At 40.5% G+C, this 17,225-nt stretch carries 24 protein-coding genes and 1 pseudogene; 4 read left to right on the top strand and 21 right to left on the bottom strand.

What is annotated here, in order from left to right:
- From G6Q00_RS04845 to ribE, 21 genes and pseudogenes are all read right to left on the bottom strand, one after another.
- Positions 1-325, bottom strand: a pseudogene (locus G6Q00_RS04845) (hypothetical protein); the annotation flags it as partial.
- A gap of 4 nt (positions 326-329) precedes the next feature.
- Positions 330-1,082, bottom strand: a complete 753-nt coding sequence (locus G6Q00_RS04840) for a hypothetical protein (RefSeq protein ID WP_163532245.1) — start codon at positions 1,080-1,082, stop codon at positions 330-332.
- Positions 1,079-1,654, bottom strand: coding sequence for a hypothetical protein (locus G6Q00_RS04835; RefSeq protein ID WP_163532244.1), 576 nt, complete (start codon positions 1,652-1,654; stop codon positions 1,079-1,081). The genes G6Q00_RS04840 and G6Q00_RS04835 overlap by 4 nt, the downstream gene beginning before the upstream one ends.
- Positions 1,648-2,049, bottom strand: a complete 402-nt coding sequence (locus G6Q00_RS04830; protein WP_163532243.1) for a hypothetical protein — start codon at positions 2,047-2,049, stop codon at positions 1,648-1,650. The genes G6Q00_RS04835 and G6Q00_RS04830 overlap by 7 nt, the downstream gene beginning before the upstream one ends.
- Positions 2,046-2,471: a hypothetical protein gene (locus G6Q00_RS04825; protein ID WP_163532242.1), complete on the bottom strand. Its 426-nt coding sequence runs from the start codon at positions 2,469-2,471 to the stop codon at positions 2,046-2,048. Before G6Q00_RS04825 ends, G6Q00_RS04830 begins: the two co-directional genes overlap by 4 nt.
- A 3-nt stretch (positions 2,472-2,474) precedes the next feature.
- Positions 2,475-2,927, bottom strand: coding sequence for a hypothetical protein (locus tag G6Q00_RS04820; protein WP_163532241.1), 453 nt, complete (start codon positions 2,925-2,927; stop codon positions 2,475-2,477).
- Positions 2,928-2,937: 10 nt separating this feature from the next.
- The gene (locus tag G6Q00_RS04815) at positions 2,938-4,116 is read right to left on the bottom strand and encodes a DUF4043 family protein (RefSeq protein ID WP_163532240.1); all 1,179 of its coding nucleotides are present in this window, start codon (positions 4,114-4,116) and stop codon (positions 2,938-2,940) included.
- A gap of 11 nt (positions 4,117-4,127) precedes the next feature.
- Positions 4,128-4,703 (bottom strand): Coiled-coil domain-containing protein, encoded by a 576-nt coding sequence (locus G6Q00_RS04810; RefSeq protein WP_163532239.1) that lies wholly within the window; start codon positions 4,701-4,703, stop codon positions 4,128-4,130.
- A gap of 56 nt (positions 4,704-4,759) precedes the next feature.
- Positions 4,760-5,020 (bottom strand): hypothetical protein, encoded by a 261-nt coding sequence (locus G6Q00_RS04805; RefSeq protein ID WP_240330993.1) that lies wholly within the window; start codon positions 5,018-5,020, stop codon positions 4,760-4,762.
- Positions 5,021-5,352: 332 nt separating this feature from the next.
- Positions 5,353-5,646, bottom strand: coding sequence for a phage holin family protein (locus G6Q00_RS04800; protein ID WP_163532237.1), 294 nt, complete (start codon positions 5,644-5,646; stop codon positions 5,353-5,355).
- On the bottom strand, positions 5,646-5,960 hold the full coding sequence (locus G6Q00_RS04795) for a hypothetical protein (protein WP_163532236.1): 315 nt from the start codon (positions 5,958-5,960) through the stop codon (positions 5,646-5,648). Before G6Q00_RS04795 ends, G6Q00_RS04800 begins: the two co-directional genes overlap by 1 nt.
- On the bottom strand, positions 5,947-6,468 hold the full coding sequence (locus G6Q00_RS04790; RefSeq protein ID WP_163532235.1) for a DUF5675 family protein: 522 nt from the start codon (positions 6,466-6,468) through the stop codon (positions 5,947-5,949). The genes G6Q00_RS04795 and G6Q00_RS04790 overlap by 14 nt, the downstream gene beginning before the upstream one ends.
- A gap of 411 nt (positions 6,469-6,879) precedes the next feature.
- Positions 6,880-7,401 carry a hypothetical protein gene (locus G6Q00_RS04785; protein WP_163532234.1) on the bottom strand — a complete coding sequence of 174 codons (522 nt, stop codon included), beginning with the start codon at positions 7,399-7,401 and terminating at the stop codon, positions 6,880-6,882.
- A complete protein-coding gene (locus G6Q00_RS04780) occupies positions 7,380-8,111 on the bottom strand; it encodes a DEAD/DEAH box helicase family protein (RefSeq protein WP_275896768.1) in 732 nt (243 codons plus the stop codon). Before G6Q00_RS04780 ends, G6Q00_RS04785 begins: the two co-directional genes overlap by 22 nt.
- A gap of 144 nt (positions 8,112-8,255) precedes the next feature.
- On the bottom strand, positions 8,256-9,566 hold the full coding sequence (gene purB, locus G6Q00_RS04775; protein WP_163532233.1) for an adenylosuccinate lyase: 1,311 nt from the start codon (positions 9,564-9,566) through the stop codon (positions 8,256-8,258).
- Positions 9,567-10,511: a thiamine pyrophosphate-dependent enzyme gene (locus G6Q00_RS04770; protein WP_064429792.1), complete on the bottom strand. Its 945-nt coding sequence runs from the start codon at positions 10,509-10,511 to the stop codon at positions 9,567-9,569.
- A gap of 12 nt (positions 10,512-10,523) precedes the next feature.
- Positions 10,524-11,747: a 2-oxoacid:ferredoxin oxidoreductase subunit alpha gene (locus G6Q00_RS04765; protein ID WP_163498901.1), complete on the bottom strand. Its 1,224-nt coding sequence runs from the start codon at positions 11,745-11,747 to the stop codon at positions 10,524-10,526.
- Positions 11,737-12,165 (bottom strand): 4Fe-4S dicluster-binding protein, encoded by a 429-nt coding sequence (locus tag G6Q00_RS04760; RefSeq protein WP_163498900.1) that lies wholly within the window; start codon positions 12,163-12,165, stop codon positions 11,737-11,739. Before G6Q00_RS04760 ends, G6Q00_RS04765 begins: the two co-directional genes overlap by 11 nt.
- Positions 12,166-12,174: 9 nt before the next feature.
- The gene (locus G6Q00_RS04755; RefSeq protein WP_163532232.1) at positions 12,175-12,735 is read right to left on the bottom strand and encodes a pyruvate flavodoxin oxidoreductase subunit gamma; all 561 of its coding nucleotides are present in this window, start codon (positions 12,733-12,735) and stop codon (positions 12,175-12,177) included.
- A gap of 72 nt (positions 12,736-12,807) precedes the next feature.
- Positions 12,808-13,077, bottom strand: a complete 270-nt coding sequence (locus tag G6Q00_RS04750) for an EscU/YscU/HrcU family type III secretion system export apparatus switch protein (RefSeq protein WP_205426508.1) — start codon at positions 13,075-13,077, stop codon at positions 12,808-12,810.
- On the bottom strand, positions 13,077-13,709 hold the full coding sequence (gene ribE, locus G6Q00_RS04745) for a riboflavin synthase (protein ID WP_163532231.1): 633 nt from the start codon (positions 13,707-13,709) through the stop codon (positions 13,077-13,079). Before ribE ends, G6Q00_RS04750 begins: the two co-directional genes overlap by 1 nt.
- An 85-nt stretch (positions 13,710-13,794) precedes the next feature.
- Between ribE and G6Q00_RS04740 the strand changes: the two genes are divergently transcribed.
- From G6Q00_RS04740 to G6Q00_RS04725, 4 genes are all read left to right on the top strand, one after another.
- Positions 13,795-14,565, top strand: a complete 771-nt coding sequence (locus G6Q00_RS04740) for a TatD family hydrolase (protein ID WP_205426507.1) — start codon at positions 13,795-13,797, stop codon at positions 14,563-14,565.
- Positions 14,566-15,669 carry a lytic transglycosylase domain-containing protein gene (locus G6Q00_RS04735; RefSeq protein ID WP_205426506.1) on the top strand — a complete coding sequence of 368 codons (1,104 nt, stop codon included), beginning with the start codon at positions 14,566-14,568 and terminating at the stop codon, positions 15,667-15,669.
- A 71-nt stretch (positions 15,670-15,740) separates the two neighbouring features.
- Positions 15,741-16,652 (top strand): septal ring lytic transglycosylase RlpA family protein, encoded by a 912-nt coding sequence (locus G6Q00_RS04730; protein WP_163532254.1) that lies wholly within the window; start codon positions 15,741-15,743, stop codon positions 16,650-16,652.
- On the top strand, positions 16,653-17,222 hold the full coding sequence (locus G6Q00_RS04725) for a hypothetical protein (protein WP_163532230.1): 570 nt from the start codon (positions 16,653-16,655) through the stop codon (positions 17,220-17,222).
- Positions 17,223-17,225 lie beyond the last annotated feature (3 nt).

The raw sequence follows: 17,225 nt of genomic DNA, 5'->3' as shown, positions 1-17,225 counted from the left end.
TTTTGGGGAGTTCTTTAAGGCTAGTATCTTGAAGTTCTCTAAAGCTAATAAAGGCACTGAGTAAACGGCTTAAGCCCTGTAAGCACAAATAGACTTGTTCTTTCCAATTATCATTATTGTTAAGTGCCTTTTCTAGTTGTGTGCTAAAGTCTTTATAAATATCTGCACTAGGGATTGCACTAGGCTTAATCAAGTCAGCTATATCGCTAGTATCTGGCTCAAATGTGGGAGTTGTGGGTAGGCTTATTACTGGCTGTATTTCTTGGTTTTCTGCGCTTTCTACATCTGTTTCTTGTTCTGTATCTAAGTTAGTGTCTTCTGGCATGGAATTATCCTTTCAACGATTTTAGATTATCTGCTTTGATTGTAATTTGTAGGCTTTTGCTTAGTCTGTTAGTGGCATTTGTGCTATTAAAGGTGATCGTATAAGTCTTAGGCTCAGTTGCACTAAATAACATACTACTTCCCTGTATGATCTCTTTTTCATCAACACTAAAGCTATCAACGCTATCTTTAAGCGTGCTAAAGCCCCACACCTTTACCGGGTGATTAGGTAGAGTCTCTAAACTTTGGCTAAAAACTTGTATTGTTTCACCCGCTCCAACTAGATTATTGAAGTTTTCAAGTTCTTTTGTTAGATTCTTTAGGCATTCCTCTAATAATCCGGTGTTAGTGTCCACTCCAATAAGATTTATGGTGTTAATTACATTGTTAGCGTGATTACCTATTGCTCCCCCATTATTAGCATTACCCACAACTTGTAAAAAACTCACATAGGCATTAGCCCGATTGATTGCGGCATTATCTTTCAAACTCTTTATCATGCTAGCACACTGGATTAAGTTATTTAGGGTGTTAGCCTTAGTAGCCTCTAGGTTATACTGCGCGGTTAGATAATCTATTTCAATACGCGCTTTTACTTGTTCTTCTGCTATTGCCTGCTGGCTCTCCTGCAAGTAGAGTTTTTCAAATTCTAAAGCGCCCTGCATGCAAAGACTATTAAGTTCTTTGCTGCTGCAATTTTGCGTGCCTAGTGCCTCTCTTAAATCTAAGAAGTTTCTAATAAAGCGGTTGATATTCATACTCTTACTACCTTGCTAAAGTAATAGTTTCTGCCATATAGGTTATTTAGGTGTAGTGTTAGTGTGTTCTTTGCCTCTTTAAGTAATTGCTTATAAAGCGCGATAGTATTTGGGTTATTTTCATTGGTAGGGATTTCTAATAACTTGCCCAAACAATCATAAATCAAAGCATTTTTAGCAAGTGCTGGCACTCTTAGGTGATCCTCAAGGCTGTTTATTGGCTCATGGGCATAGTAGGTTAATCTTAAATGGCCTTGTGTGAAGGGCGCTATACTTAGGCTATTTTGATCCACTACTAAACTTAATTGATCTGTAGGCACACTGGTGCATTCAATTAAGTTATTGTTGAAGTAAGCGCATTCAATGCCTAGTAGGTTATCTAGGTAAATAGGCTGGTTATCTTTGATCTGCTGGCTGATTTGGTGTTTATTTAGCTTAAACTCTAGGATCAACGCGGCTAAAGCGCTGTTGAGTGTGTCTAAAAGCTCCATATCGCTAAAGCGTAAGTTGGTGTAATTATCATCTTTAAGGCGCGCTCTAATGGCCTCTATGATTTCTATTACAGCTAACATAATAATTTTTCCTCCACTTGCTTAAAGTAGGGTGGGGCTAGATAGTAGTTGTGCTTTTTAATGTTGATGTTATAAATTTCATTATAGGCACTTATGAGTTCTCTTTGTCTAAGGCTAGTTGGCATAATGCCTTTAATTAAGTAGGTTTCTAAGGCGTATACATCTAGTTCTAAAAAGTGATAAGCTTTAGGGTAGTCTAGTGGGTTAAGCACTCCCTCCCCCTCACATACACTAAAGTTTATCACTTGGTTATCTTCGCGTTCAAATACATAGCTTTCAGATAGTGCATTTGGCACTAGTAGCGCGCTGTGATTTACATTAAGGCGCAATTTGATACAGCCATATCTACTTAGTAGACTAACTGCGCCTACTGCGTTAAATTCTACTAGTCTCATTCTCTACTCATAGGGTTTTGTGGGTTTAGGTTATAAGCGCTAGCGGTGTTGGCGATTTGGTTATTTGCGTTGATTCTTTCATTCTCTCTAGCTTCATAGCGCTTATTCTCCTGCATAAACTGCTGGCGCGCTAGCTTTAAAGATTCTTTGGCTAATTTCATTTGTTGCATGGTAGAGTGAATGCCAAAGCCTAGATTAGCAATGCCTAAAGCTGCGCCTAGCCCTTGAGCTCCCATACCTACAGCACTAGCTAAACCCCCTATCCCACTTAAACCACTGCTTAAACTATTGCTAAGGCCACTGCCTAAACTATTAGCGCCTAACTTTTCGCCAATACTAGTGCTAAAGTTACTAAAATTATGCCCCACTCCTGCACCTTGTAGGGCATTACTGATATTTAGACTATTGCCACCTAAATACATGGGTTAAATCTCAATATCTATTTCACTTCTTAAGAAGTATTGCACTCTTAGGCAAGCTAAACCGGTTTTGCTCTCAACTGGTTTTACTTCTGTAGTTTTGTTCTTGCCCTTAGTTTCTGTGCTTTCTTTGCTCTCCTTTTCCTCCACTTCTTTAACTTCCACTACTTTAGCCGGGTTGCTAATCGTGGCGGTGATAATCTGGTTAGTGCTAGCACTAAGCAATACGCTAGATTGATTAAAGCCCTTTTTATCGGCTTTAATGTCGTTTAAGAAGTAGTTGTTCGTTTTTTCTAAACCTATGTTAATAGTGGTTGACGCGGTTAGTGGCTCTATAATTTCAAGATTAAGGCTAATTACCTCCGCTCCACTAGGAATAAAGGCTAAATCTTTATTAGCCTGATCTAGGGCAAATTTAACTACACATAGATAACTGATGTTTTTAACTTTTTGTTTCATGTTGTCCTCCTTAAATCTTAGCACTAAATAGCCCGATGACGCTAAAGTCACTATTGTTATACACACTGGGCACATTATTAGCCGTTTGGAATCGCGCTTTGCTAATAGCTAAAATTCTATCTACCCCACAAATAGTCTTTCTGCCTGCATCTTCGCTCTCATTGATATAAAAGTTAATCGCGCTATTGCCCGCTAGCACTAAAGCACTAGCTCCGATCAATGCGCCCATACTAATGGGTATGTCTTTAGCATAGCTACTTGGAGGGGTGATTTTGTCTACATTCTGCGAATTGATGTTAGCTTTAAATTCCTCATCGCTTACTTCTGAATTTAATAGCCCTACATTCATACTTGTCCAAACGCCCATATCTAGAATCGGGCAATTATCCACCACTCCCATAATGCCACTAAATAGGGCGTTTTTATCGCCCCTCACTCCGGCGTATTTTTGTAAGTCTTGGAATTCGCGATCGGCTTTAAGCTGGTTGACTTGGTAGCTATCAAGTAGGATAATGTAGCTGTAATTTTGCACACTAATACCGCCATTGCTCACCATTTCCGATCTAATAGGCTTAATGGGGAAGGCTTGGGTATTATCATGCCTAACCCCTGCGCGGGCTTGGAATATGGCGCGTCTTAGGGCTTTTAAATTCATGGTATCGTCCTTAGTTAGAGTCTTGCTAAAATCTCTAACACTTTGGCGCAACTGGGGGGTTTTATAGCCTTCAGTCTTATCACACACTACCGCATTAGTAAAGTCGTTAGATAAAGCACACACTAATGCCCGATCGCGCTTTGCCTGTATCCATTCAGTTAAACTATCGCTAGCTTCTTTGACAAAGTCAATATGCTTTAGCGCGCTATATACTTTAATCTCTGACTTAATCGCATTACCTACCACCTCCGGGTAAATGGTTTGGCTTAGAATTTCTAAGTTATCAAAGTTGCTATTAAAGTCGCTATTGCCTCTAACCCCACTGCCGCTAAGCTGGGCTTTTAGGCGTGGTCTATAAGGCTGTACATCTTCAATTAGATAGGTTCTAACGCCTCTATCACTGCCCCGCCCTGTTAAAGGCTCAAAGGGGCTTTTACTCCAACTGGCTAATTCTATTTGCTCGGCAATTTTGACGCTTACATTTGGATCGTTCTTCCAATTAGCGATATTGATGTTGTTTAAATTTAATGCCATGTTTGATCTCCTTAAAATCTATTCATCACAAGCTCTTTAGGGGCTTGATCTGGGCTAGCGCTAGCTTTGCCATTAAGCCTTTGGGGCAACTGCGCGTTTTGTTCTTGATCATTAGCGCTTTGATCTTCTGCGCTACTTTGCGCCCCACTGCTAAAACTCTGGTATAACTGGTAGAGTTGTTCAAAGAAGTCTAAACCCTCTAAACTATCTAACTGCGCGCGGTATTTGGGGGGTAAATCCTCATTATAAAAGCTAATCAAGGCCTCTAAATCCACATCTGGGTGTGCCTGTTTAAATTGTTCCTTGATGTTTTCTAGCTCTTGCTTGCCTTGTTCTGTGCTAATCTCCTCGTGTAGCTCACTCACGCGTTGAGCCTTATCGCCCAACTTATCTTTTAAAAACTGATTTTGCATAGTTAAAAGCTCTTGTACAAATTGTTCTTTATTATCAAAAAACAATTGTTCTAGTTTCTCGTCCATATTCTCAGCCGCATACTTAGCAAAGTCGCTTTCTAAACTCGCCTCTGCTTGGCTAATTTCATTCTTGAGTGTCTCAAGCTCCTTAGTCTTATCCTCTAGGGTGGGCATTCTTTACTCCTTATAATTTATATACCGCTTTATATTGGCAAGACTTCAAGGTTTAATCAAGGGTTAAGCTTTTCGTTTTTAAAAATTTGTAGGAGGTTTTGCACATGGCGGAGTTGTTGTTCGCATGTGTGGAGCTCATGGCTAGCTTTAGTGTGGTTGTAGCGCTCTTGTATAGCCTTTATGCTAGCGGGCTGTTGCTCAAGGTAGTTCTTGGTATTTAACTCAAGCTCTTTAATTTGGCGGTTTTGTTCTTGTACTTGTTCAAGCGCATGTAACACCCGCTCCTTAAGTAAGGCATTTTGTTTAGATAAGTGCATAAGCCCGCCTATGGAGCTAACTAAACCTAATACCAACACAGCTAAGACAAATAAAGGATAAGGGAGCACCTAAAATAACCTTAAGGATTGAGCATAAATTTTAAAGGGTATACTTGATAGTAATAGGCTTAAGTATGTTGAGTATACTATACTAAGCAATACTAAGCTAAAGCTATCAAATATATTAGCCCCTTGAGTGGGCACATGGTTAACAACAACTTCACCCCTTTTATGTTTTGTAGAATGCACTAGGAGGCTTGAGACTGTATATATATATGGTGATTGGTTAACGCGGGGCTTAGAATGGATTTTAAAAGATTGTTTGATCATAGCTACTTGCGGATACTAAAAATATTTTTGACGATGTCAATAGCCTTATCAATCCCAAAGTAACCCACACTTGCGCTAATACCTACCTTAGCCATGTAGGGAAGATCAGTTGCGCTAAGCATACTAAAAACACATAGAGAAATAAAGCCACTCACACAGGCAAACTTAGCGGCATGTTTAAGGCCTTTGTTGTTAGAAGAGAAGTAATTTAGAGTTCCTGCAACAATGCCAATTAGCCCAATGGGTAACAATTCGGCATATTGTTGGAGTTTTAGCACACTAGCGATATAGTCCACTAATCAAGCTTTTTAGTGAGTTCTTCTATTAACATGGTTTTAGTAATGCCATAGGCCTTAGCTTGCTTGATCAAATCATTTAGCACCTTAGATGCAATGGTATTGGTGTTGGGGTGATTGCTAAGGGCATTGATTAGATCGGCTCTAGCGGGGTAGTTAGCCAAAGACCTATCAGGTTGGACTGCACAGGCTGTTAAGGCCTCAATGCTAGTATTATAGAGTAAGAAGTAGTGGATATTTTGGGCAATGCTAAGCGTTAAACCCACACCGATAACACCGATTGAGAGCATTTTAAAAATATTAGACTTCAACATCAAGTTTTAAACCCCTCACTTCTAAAACAATATTATTAATGCCATGTAGATCACAGAAGTTATAAAATTGCTCAACGGCCTTAGTAGAATTAGTGATCTTACCAGATTGTGCATTATACCCCGTGCCTAGCAAAATACAGCCTAGTGTATCGATCGCATCGTTGCCTATGTGAATCATAATGCGGCGGTGTGCAAATTTAGGGTTATTTGGATCATGTAACCAAATAGCTTTATTAAGCCCTAATTTATGCGCCTTGCGGTATAGCGGTGGGACGCAAACAGAGCTATTAGCCCATTGTAGGTTATATAGGCGTGGGATAATTGGCTTATCTAGGTTAGCCTCATCTGTAGGAATTCCGAAATTCTCCATGCTATAAAGACTTAGCAACTCATCACCTGCTACATTATAAACTTTAAACTCACCCAATATTCCCGCTTCAGATTTAGAGCCTTTGTTGACAATGGGGGTTGAGTGAAGCCGTTGTAACACTGCCTTAAATAAAGCCATAGCTAGACCTTTTATAAATTGTTGGGGACAATATAGTTAGATTGGATAAAGTAGTAAAGGGGTAGGCTTTAGCATAGCACTTCACGGAGATAACACAAGACTTTAAAACACACCTTTAGCTAGAGTTAGGGGACTTAGCGCGTTGTGGGTATAAATAGATTGGATGAAACTAAGAAAAGAGAAAAGGCTAGCTTGAGTGCTTTAAGGTTAGGGGGTTAAAGCGGTTAGATAGGAGGCCTAGCGCGCTTAAAAATATAGCCAAACTAGATTAATCAAGCCAGCCTAGAGCCACACAAAACCACAAAATAACCCCCACCCCTAGCTAGGAGTTAAAGGGCTTAGAAAGCGGTTTAAAGACCTTGAGAGCTTGACAGGTTAGTTTAAAAAAGGCTATAATCTAGGGCGTTAAGGTTAAGAGTGTGCCAAAGTGTGGCAAAGTGTGGCGAATGAGGTTAAAAAAGGGAGGTTTAGGGAAGTAGATAGCCCCGTAAATAGGGGCTTAAGGTGGAATGGGGGGAGGGGGAAAGGTAAATATTTATCTGTTATTCCATGCTTTTCTAATTGAGGGTAAGGGTTGCGTTTAATACGCCCTAGTGCTTGGATACTTAATTTAGAAGAACACACATTTCTCAGACGCAAGAGCATGCACGCGCGTGGGATATCCCACCCTGTAGCAGGCCCCACTTTAAAGATGATACAATCTGTGGTGTCGTTGATCTTAGAGATTTTGGGCAATAATACACTCTTGGGCAAATCATTATCCCTGCGGTTGTAATCTATTTCATCTCCAAAATATTGTACCCATGACCAATTGACTTGTTCAAACCTGTCTTTGAGTTCTTGAAGTGTTTTATCCCATTTTGTCCATGCATCAGGGTTGCTCTTTTGATCGGGTTGGTTATCTACTTGAATCAACATAGCAGGGCAATCCACACTCCTTCTTTCTCCCATAATTTTTGGTACTGTGCTTTGATCTCTTTAAATTTCTCTATTGCTTGGTTAATAAGACTAGAATCGTTATAGGTTTCATTCTCTAAAACTTCAGGTGTACACTTGAGCAAATATTGCCCGGTTTGTGCCCCGTTTTCTTCAAGTTCCTTTTCTGTAATTTCTACTCTAGGGTATTTATATTCTTTATCAAAAGTAGCAGTCATTTTTAAAATGAAGGCGGCATGTTTGTCCATGAGGGCTTCAAAATTAGCGCGCTCTTTTTGGACTGTACCCGTACCCACATGCGCCTCATCTCGGATATAAATAAGGGTATAGTCTTTTGCCGCTTCTTGGATAAAGGCATCGATGATATTTAACTCTGTATAAAGTTTTTTCCTACCAAAGCTAGATTTGCCAAAAATATAGACTTTATTTTTCTCACATTTAATAGGGGGCACATCTTCACATTGTTTGCTATTTTTAGAAGATGAGGGGGATGCGTAATATTCTACTTCAAAATTAGTCGCTTCTAGGATACCTTGATCTCTATAATCTTTGATCTTTCTTTCAAACGCTTCTGGTAACTCTGCGCTAGAGAGTGTGGCGATGATGAAAATAAATTGAGATTCTCTAAAATTGGCGATTAACTTGCTAATAAACTGACTGGCCATGAGCGTTTTGCCCGAGCCTGTAGGGGCTTTAAATTCTACGATCTTATCTGTTTTTATAAATTCTGTGCGATCAACTTTCTCGGGGGGGGGGGGGGTAGATCAACTACTTTTTCATAGTGCGCTACAAGTGCATCTACTTTTTGATCTTGTAACTTAGTGATTTGTATTGCCATGTTTGCCCTTTTATTAAATCCCAAAAACCCGCGTAAAGATTTGATCCGTATTTTTCAGATAATAGCTAGTATCAAAACACTTTTCTAAAGAGCTATGATTGACTTTTCCTAGGCGGGGGTCTTTTAAAAGCGTGTGTAAAAAGCAATCTGGGGTGTGTTTACCTTGTTGTAAACTTTCCCAAACTTTGGCGGCGTTTTCTTGAATGATTGTATAACTCTGCTCTTTACTAAAACCTAGTTTAGGCAATTCTAACAAAAGCCGCTGTGAAAAAATTAGCCCCCCCGTTTTTTCTAAATTTTGTCGCATATTCTCCGGATAAACCACCAAATCTTTTAAAAGTGTTGTGAGACGATCAAGCATAAAATCTGTTGTGGTGAAAATATCAGGGAAAATAAAGCGCTCTACTGAGCTATGGCTAATATCGCGCTCATGCCAGAGTGCGACACTCTCCATCATAGGCATGCAATACCCACGAATCACACGGCAAAGCCCGGTAATATTCTCACTAAGTACTGGATTGCGTTTATGTGGCATGGCTGAACTGCCCTTTTGCCCTTTGCTAAAATATTCCTCTGCCTCATAAACTTCTGTGCGTTGGTAATGGCGAATATTAATCACAATTTTTTCACAACTGCTAGCCAGTAGTGCTATAGCATTGATCATTTTAGCGTGGCGATCCCTAGAAATCACTTGGTTTGTAATGGGGGCAACTTTAAGGCCTAATAAAGCACAGGTGATCTCTTCTAATTCTAAGGGGATATGTGCCAAATTACCCATTGCACCACTAATCATACCAACCCCCACTTCCTCTAGCACAACTTTTAAAGACTGCATATGCCGCTGCATTTCATCAAACCACAACGCCCACACTAGCCCAAAAGATAAAGGCTCACCGTGAATACCATGGCTTCTACCAATAATAAGCGTATCTTTAAATTCGTAAGCTCGCTTTTTAAGCACGGCTAAAAGCGCGTCTAAATCTTTTAAAATGATTTTAAGACTTTCTTGTAAAAGCAAAGCTAGGGCTGTATCAATACAATCGCTAGAGGTGATGCCATAGTGAAAAAACCGCGCTTCATCGCCTAGATTCTCACATACAGCATTAATAAAGGCTATAACATCGTGTTTTGTAATTTGTTCTAAGGCATGGATGCGATCTAGATCAAAACATGCCTTTTGGATTTTTTCACAATCTGTAGCACTCATTAAACCTAATTGATACCATGCAGCCACAACGGCTTTTTCAACCTTTAAATAAGTATCAAATTTGTTTTGTAAACTCCATAAATGCGACATCTCCCCCCTAGAATAGCGATCAAGCATTTAAACCTTAGCTTCTTCGCGTCGCTGTAAGTACTCCCAACGGGTGTCTACATCTTTTTGTAAAGCTTCAATGATGTGTTCGTTTTCTTTTTTAAACAAATGGGCAAAGCGTTTTTGCACACCCAAATAATCGCGCACAGGCAAAATATTACGGGGACGGTAGGTGATTTTTAATTCTGTGCCATGGAAAATTTCAAAGAGGGGGAAAATCAAACAATCTACCGCTAAATCTGTCATTTCAATGGCTAAAGAGGAATGGTATCTCCACTCAGTAGGACAGGGGCTTAGCGCGTTAATAAAACATGGACCCTCTGTATCTAGCGCGGTTTTAATTTTCTTATTCATGTCTTTCCACTTATTGGGGGCAAGTTGAGCGGTGTAGGGAATGCCATGGGCGGCCATGATTAGGGGTAGATCTTTTTTGCGCTCTTTTTTGCCAAAACTAACCTTACCTGCGGGGGTGGTACTTGTGCTCGCTCCCATAGGCGTACTCCCGCTTCTTTGTCCGCCGGTGTTAGCGTAGTTTTCATTATCCAAACAAATATAAGTCATGTCATGCCCGCGTTCTAAACAACCGCTGATAAACTGAAACCCAATATCATAAGATGCGCCATCGCCTCCGAAGGCGACAAATTTAGGCCGTTGCCCTGTATATTTGCCTTTTCTAGCTAGGGCTTTATACATGCTTTCCGCCCCACATACAGCCGTAGAGCCATTTTCAAAACCCACATGAATCCAAGGTACATCCCAAGAAGTATGGGGATAAACCGCTGAGCACACTTCTAAACAGCCTGTAGAATTACCCAGCACAATAGGCCCATCTACGGCGTTGAGCACTTCGCGTATAATAATGCCATGCCCACAACCCGGACAAAGAAGGTGTGAGCCTTCAAACTTTTCAGCCGCTTGGCTAAAACTCTTAAGTGTCTTAACTTCTTTTACCATCGTATTCTCCTTTTAGAAATAAGACAATTCAGGACCATTAAGTCCGATAAATTGTTGGGTGGGGTGGGTGAGACTCCCTTTTTTGGCATCTTGTACTAACGCCTCAAAAATAGAATCTAAATTAGCTTGGGTTAAATCTCTACCGCCTAGCCCATAAATATAATTACTTAGCACGGGGTGTTTAGAGCCGGGGGCTTGGTATAAACTGGCTGCAATCTCATTAAAGAGCGCACCTAGTGCACCAGAAGGGGAGCTTTTATCCATGATAGCCACTGCTTTAGCATTTTTAAGCGCATTAGCAAGTAATTCAAAGGGGAAGGGGCGCAATAAATGCGTGGTAACCACACCGGCTTTAACCCCTTTCTCACAGGCTTTTTTAGCCGCCACGATAGCAGACTCATAGGTAGTACCCAAAGCAAAAATAACCACCTCCGCATCTTCTATCCCAAAGGTTTCAATGAGGTTATACTGCCGACCCGTGATCTTAGCAAAATTACCAAATATTTCTTCTAAAATGCTAGCAGAGTGCATAATGGCATGGTGGAGTTTGGCTTTATGCTCAAAATGCCACTCTTCTTCTGCTTGCGCCCCATAGCTAACGGGTTTATCAAAGTCTAACATAGAATGCACACTCAGATAATCCCCCACAAATTTATAAGCGACCGCATCGCTAAGTGGGCGTACATTTTGCACGGTGTGGGAGGATAAAAACCCGTCTTGATGCACCATGACAGGCACGCGCACTTCTGCATGTTCGGCTAGCTTAAATGCCATGAGTGTAAAATCATAGACTTCTTGGGGATTACAGGTACAAAGACTAATCCAACCGCTATCACGGCCTAAATACATGTCTGAATGATCGCAGTGGATATTAAGCGGAGAGGCTAGGGCGCGATTGGCTACATTGAGCACAATAGGCAAGCGCATGCCAGAGGCTTGATAAAGCACCTCTACCATTAAAGCAAAACCTTGTGAACTAGTAGCTGTACTCACCCGCCCCCCAGCAGCAGCAGCCCCCACGCATGCACTCATAGCCGCATGTTCAGATTCAACTAGTACAAACTCGCCATCAATATAGCCATTATCTTTAAATGAGCCGTAGTTTTGGATAATGGGAGTGGAGGGGGTGATGGGATAAGCAGCTACAACATCAACTTGGGCTTGGCGCAAAGCATGCGCGCTAGCCGTACAACCATCCCAAGCTTCTACAGCATTCATCTGATAACTAGAAGCCATTATAACCCCCTTCTGTGCGGTAGCTCTTCTTTTTAATTCCGGGTACCTTTTCAGGCCACTTAGTAAGCGCTTCCTCTAGGGGCTCAAGATTATCAAACATGAGTAAAGATTTAGGATTAGTGGGGCACACATCTACACACACCCCACAACCCTTGCAGTGTTGGTAATCTATCCCACTCATTTTGCCCTCACGAGATAGAATAGAGGCATCAGGGCAATAAACCCAACAATTAAAACAGTTAATGCAAACCTCTTTATTGTGCACGGGTTTTTCTACGCGCCAATTAGCTACACTTGCTGTAAAAGAACTTTCTTGGGTGTAGTTGCGCGCATCGTTATGTTTGTTTAATTCTTCCTGCCCTTCTTTTTCAAAGGGAAACAGCACACCACCAATTGCAAACTCTTGCCAATTATCCATGCTAATCCTTTATTGTACTTGTTCGTAGGCTTGATCGATAGCCATCATATTCGCATCAATTAAAGCCTGAGCCATCTTTTTACCCAACACTTCTTTAAAGGTATTTTTAAAAAACTCTAACTCTAGCATGCCAGAAACCTTCATTAAAGCCCCTAACATAGGCGTATTAGGAATGGGTCGTTTAATCGTATCCATCGCTATTTTAATGCAATTAAGAGTATAGAGTTTTTTATTAGCCAAATCAGGCTTTTTTTCTAACAACTCCTCTTTAGAAAGGTGGGTGGTGATAATATAAGTAGTTTGCTCTTTCTCATCTTCTGTAATGTTTGCAATAAAAGTTAATCCCGGATCAATAACTAAGACATAATCTGGATTCATGAATTTTTCATGGTTTAAAATAGGTTCTGAGTCAATCCGGTTATACGCCGTCATCGCCGCCCCTCTTTTAGCCGAACCATAGACTGCAAACCCTTGTACTTCTTTGCCCGTAGTGGCCACCACATCGGCCAAACCCTTAGCCCCCGTAACTGCCCCCTGTCCAGCTCTTGCATGCCATCTAATCTGTAGCATTTTACTCCTTATTGATGTAGGTTTATTAAATACAAAGTCGCGCCATTATACAGCCAAAATAAGAAATTTTGACTAATAACTCATTTGGCGATCTTTTTCTAAATCCTGTAGCCAAATAAAGACCTCAACCACGCTTTGATAAAGTTCAGGTGGGATTGCATGATCTACTGGTAAATGCAACAAAGATTCTACCAAACTCTCATTACAAAAGAGTGGAATATCAAAGGCTTTAGCTTTTTGCATAATGGCTTCTGCAATACTGCCCACCCCGCTAGCTACCACTTTTGGCGCATGATCTTGATTGATATTATAGGCTAGCGCTACCGCTTTTGGCATGCCCATTAATAGCCCATCACCAAAGCGTCCATCTCTTGCCAAGAAATAATATCTCTTGTAGCGGTGTTTTTTGTATGCCGTAGAAAATGGGCAATGGATCGCACTAACATATCGCTTTCAATATTAACCCGCCGTCCTTTTTTATAGGAAGAAAAGAGGGTATTTTTAAAAGTGTGCTCAATGATGACTAGTTCAAAAAAATCTGTTCCTATGCTAGCAAGAGTGAGACTCACCCCATCAATGGCAATAGAACCCTTAGGAATACATAATTCTAAAATATGATCAGGGGCTTTAATTTGCATACAAACTTGATTACCTACAGCTTTACTTCCTAGTACAACGCCTATTCCATCAACATGGCCTTGTACTAAATGCCCATCTAAGCGATCACTAGCCCTTAAAGCCGGCTCCATATGCACTAATAATCCCGGGCGATAATTTTCTAGCGCAATGCTTTGTTGTGTGTGCGTGCTTAATTGCAAGCAAAACCCCCCCTGAGAGACACTAACCACAGTCAAGCAAGCCCCATTAACAGCGATACTATCCCCAATTTTGGGTTGATACTGGCTTTTAAGCGCTAATAAATCGCCTGAAAAAGAGTTTATAACAGCCATTTCTTGGATTAGTCCACTAAACACGCTTTAATCCTTTAATTTTTAATGTATATGGCGTACAAATTATAGTACAATGGGGCTTTTTTATTATCATTGAGAGGAAATAAATATGGAGCTTGTGGACACCCATTGCCATTTAGATCACCCCTCCTACCAAGCAGATTTTTTAAAAGTGTTGCAAAGTGCTAAAGAAGTGGGGGTACAAATAGCTATTATCCCTGCAGCTAGTCCTAAGGATTTAAAACGCGCCATTACCCTATGTGAAGCCCACCAAAATTTATACTTTGCTGTGGGGGTACACCCTTTAGACTTAGAAGAATTTGATCTAAATGTTTTAAAAGAGCATATTAAACACCCTAAATGCGTGGCTGTGGGGGAGTGTGGGTTAGATTATCACCGCCTAGAGACGCTAGATCAAATAATAATAGCACGCCAAAAAGAGGCCTTTATTACACAAATTAATCTAGCCTTAGAATTTGAAAAACCCTTGATCGTGCACATTAGAGAGGCTAGTGAAGATGCCTACTTCATTTTAAAACAATACCCAAAACTCAAAGGGGTTTTACATTGCTATAATGCCCACCCCTTGCTTTTAGAGCTTTCCTCTCAGTTTTACTACGGGATTGGAGGTGTAGCAACCTTTAAAAATGCTAAAAACTTAGTGGCAATTTTGCCAAAAATCCCTATAGAGCGTTTGCTATTAGAAACCGATGCGCCCTATCTCACCCCCCACCCTTTTAGAGGGCAACGCAACGAGCCCCACCACATTCCTCTAATCGCCCAAAAAATAGCAGAAGTGTGTTGTATTAATTTAGAAGAACTTGCCAAAACCACTACACATAATGCCAAAACTCTCTTTGGCTTACCAAAGGTTTCTTAAATGACTGCACCTTTAAAGAAGTTTTTTATTCTCTTATTTGGCTGTATTTTTTTAATGCCAAATCTTAATGCCCAATCTATTATCAATAACACGAGTTTAAAAACCCTAAATGCCTTTGGGGTAGATGTGGCGTTTTTAACAAGTATGCAAAATACACAAACCCTTGAAAGTGTACAACAAACATTTGGCAAATTAGTACAACACTACGATGCCAATGGTATTTTTATCCCCACCATTAAAAGTATGCTCATTCAGGCTAATATCCCCGTAGAATTCTTATTTTTAGCTATGGCAGAGTCTAAGTTTTCTACCCGTGCTTGCAGTGTGAAAAAAGCCGTAGGGATTTGGCAACTCATGCCAGAGACGGCTAAGATGCTTGGTTTACATGTGGGGCGTTATTTAGATGAACGGCGCGATCCTATCAAGAGTACGCAAGCTGCAATTCGCTACTTTCACATGCTTTATAAACAAACCAAACAATGGTATTTAGTGGCTATGGCTTATAACTATGGGCTTAGAAGGGTACAAGAGGCGGTTATGTTAGCAGGCACGGATAATATCAATGTGCTTTTAGATGAGGATAAAAAATTTCTACCTAAAGAAACACGCCACTATATCCGCTCTATTTTGAGTTTAGCCATTGCTTTTAATAATTTAGATACGCTAGGGCATAAAGCCTACTTGCTTAATCGTGGCGCTAGACAAAGCTTAGCAAGTTTGCAGTTACAAGGGGGGACTTTACTCTCAGAGATAGCCAAAAGTGCTCACCTTTCTTTATCAGAACTCAAAGCTTATAACCACCAGTTCCGTTATAATTTTCTACCCACAGGAACTTCTAGTATGGTCTATATCCCTTATGAAAATCTAGCCTATTTTAGGCAACATTATAAACCGGGTAGTGGTGTGGCCACGCTTTTTATTAGGCATAAAGTCAGAGCTAAAGAAACTTTATATTCTATCGCTAAAAGATTTCATAGCAGCGTTTCTATGATTAAATCTGCTAATAACTTGAGAAGCTCTTATTTAAGCCGTAACCAACAAATCATGATCCCTGTGCTTAAAAAATCCTATCACTCTAAAAAAGTGGCACAAAATGAGTTTTAATGAAAGCTAGTTATATTTTAGCGCTGCTGTGTCTGATATTAGTGAGTTGTACTAAAGAAAAAAGTACCCAAGTGGGTACGCCAACTACACACTCTGTTTTTAGTAAGCATGAAAGTTTGCGGGCTTATGAGGACGCTATAGATTTTGGATCATCTAAGCAACCCCGTCCCCATAAGCATTCCTTTTTCTCTTTCTTCCACCGCCATAAAAAGAATCAAGCGCCCCAATCTGTAACCCCCTCTTCTACCAGTTTAACAGCAGGCATGCGCGATTCAGAGGCAATCCAGCGCGCTACTATGCGCCCTTATAGTGTGGGCGGGAAAATGTATTATCCGACTAAAGTTAATGTCGGGCAGACCTTTGATGGTTATGCTAGCTGGTATGGCCCTAATTTCCATGCCAAGCGTACTAGTAATGGAGAAACTTACAATATGTACGCCCATACAGCGGCTAATAAGACCTTGCCGATGAATACCATTGTTAAGGTTACTAATAAGAATAATAATAAAAGTACCATTGTACGCATTAACGATCGGGGTCCCTTTGTGGCTAATCGCATCATCGATCTTTCCAACGCTGCAGCTAGAGATATTGCCTTAGTGGGTAAGGGGGTGGCTCCGGTGCGTTTGGAGGTGCTAGGCTTTGGAGGGCTAATTGCTAAGCAATATGAAAAATCACTTGATCAAAACAAACAGGCTACAGTACTTAAACAAGAATTTAAGGTAGGGGAGAGTCAAAAAACTTATAGCGGGGGCAATTTTTCCTTACAAATGGGGGCTTTTAGAAGCCAACAAGGAGCACTCCAAGCAAAAAGGGCCTTAGAAGCGAGTTTAAAAGAAAAGAGTTATACCACCCAAGTAGTGGAGGGGATTAAAAATAATAGACCCATTTATCGCGTTTTTATCAAGGGTTTTAAAAGCCAAGATGAAGCTAATGACTATGCTAAGGCTTTGGCTAAACCTAGTATTTTGGTGCGTGAATAGGTGCGCTTAAATTCTGTATGGTTATTTTTTATTGGTTTGGCTATTGCTATGGGGGGGTTGATCTTATTTTTTCTTAGACCACAAAAAGATACAATACCCACAAGTAAAAATTTTGCTAAGATTGAACTGCATAACTTTAATGCCTTCCAAACTAATACAACGGATACAGATTTGAGTATTAAAGGGAGTAGAGCTTTGCAATTTAGCGATCATGAAGTACTCTATGATTTTACTTTAAGTAAATTTGATCCCAAAAACCAAATGCTTGAACATGCCAAAGGGGAGGAATTGATTCGGCATGAAAATCTGTACAATTTCCCAAAAGGGGTACTCTACACCACCAGCAACCATGAAAGTTTTTGGAGTCAGAAAGGGGTTTATGATCATAGCAAACAAACTTTTCAAGGGCAGGGTGATTTTTTACTTAGCGCACCAGAGGGGGATTTTAGCGGCCAAAATATTGCCTATGATCACATCACTAAAATCCTTAAAGCCCAAAGTATCCATGCCATTATCAATTTAGCCAGCGCCAACCAATCCAAACCGCGCTCCCAAAGCTTTAAATTTTGAAAA

It is taken from the genome of Helicobacter suis, assembly GCF_902196125.1.
Lineage (GTDB): Bacteria > Campylobacterota > Campylobacteria > Campylobacterales > Helicobacteraceae > Helicobacter > Helicobacter suis_B.
Note: the sequence above shows the minus strand (reverse complement) of the source record. Positions and strands in the feature narration are given on the sequence as shown.

Bases quoted from the DNA above. Each gene is read 5' to 3' on its own strand.
- G6Q00_RS04795 (WP_163532236.1), bottom strand. From the start codon at position 5,960: ATGTTGAAGTCTAATATTTTTAAAATGCTCTCAATCGGTGTTATCGGT.
- G6Q00_RS04810 (WP_163532239.1), bottom strand. From the start codon at position 4,703: ATGCCCACCCTAGAGGATAAGACTAAGGAGCTTGAGACACTCAAGAAT.
- G6Q00_RS04840 (WP_163532245.1), bottom strand. From the start codon at position 1,082: ATGAATATCAACCGCTTTATTAGAAACTTCTTAGATTTAAGAGAGGCA.
- G6Q00_RS04770 (WP_064429792.1), bottom strand. From the start codon at position 10,511: ATGGTAAAAGAAGTTAAGACACTTAAGAGTTTTAGCCAAGCGGCTGAA.
- G6Q00_RS04755 (WP_163532232.1), bottom strand. From the start codon at position 12,735: ATGCTACAGATTAGATGGCATGCAAGAGCTGGACAGGGGGCAGTTACG.
- G6Q00_RS04740 (WP_205426507.1), top strand. From the start codon at position 13,795: ATGGAGCTTGTGGACACCCATTGCCATTTAGATCACCCCTCCTACCAA.
- G6Q00_RS04835 (WP_163532244.1), bottom strand. From the start codon at position 1,654: ATGTTAGCTGTAATAGAAATCATAGAGGCCATTAGAGCGCGCCTTAAA.
- G6Q00_RS04750 (WP_205426508.1), bottom strand. From the start codon at position 13,077: ATGGGCATGCCAAAAGCGGTAGCGCTAGCCTATAATATCAATCAAGAT.
- purB (WP_163532233.1), bottom strand. From the start codon at position 9,566: ATGCTTGATCGCTATTCTAGGGGGGAGATGTCGCATTTATGGAGTTTA.
- G6Q00_RS04815 (WP_163532240.1), bottom strand. From the start codon at position 4,116: ATGGCATTAAATTTAAACAACATCAATATCGCTAATTGGAAGAACGAT.
- G6Q00_RS04790 (WP_163532235.1), bottom strand. From the start codon at position 6,468: ATGGCTTTATTTAAGGCAGTGTTACAACGGCTTCACTCAACCCCCATT.
- G6Q00_RS04805 (WP_240330993.1), bottom strand. From the start codon at position 5,020: ATGCACTTATCTAAACAAAATGCCTTACTTAAGGAGCGGGTGTTACAT.
- G6Q00_RS04820 (WP_163532241.1), bottom strand. From the start codon at position 2,927: ATGAAACAAAAAGTTAAAAACATCAGTTATCTATGTGTAGTTAAATTT.
- G6Q00_RS04735 (WP_205426506.1), top strand. From the start codon at position 14,566: ATGACTGCACCTTTAAAGAAGTTTTTTATTCTCTTATTTGGCTGTATT.
- G6Q00_RS04765 (WP_163498901.1), bottom strand. From the start codon at position 11,747: ATGGCTTCTAGTTATCAGATGAATGCTGTAGAAGCTTGGGATGGTTGT.
- G6Q00_RS04830 (WP_163532243.1), bottom strand. From the start codon at position 2,049: ATGAGACTAGTAGAATTTAACGCAGTAGGCGCAGTTAGTCTACTAAGT.
- G6Q00_RS04825 (WP_163532242.1), bottom strand. From the start codon at position 2,471: ATGTATTTAGGTGGCAATAGTCTAAATATCAGTAATGCCCTACAAGGT.
- G6Q00_RS04760 (WP_163498900.1), bottom strand. From the start codon at position 12,165: ATGGATAATTGGCAAGAGTTTGCAATTGGTGGTGTGCTGTTTCCCTTT.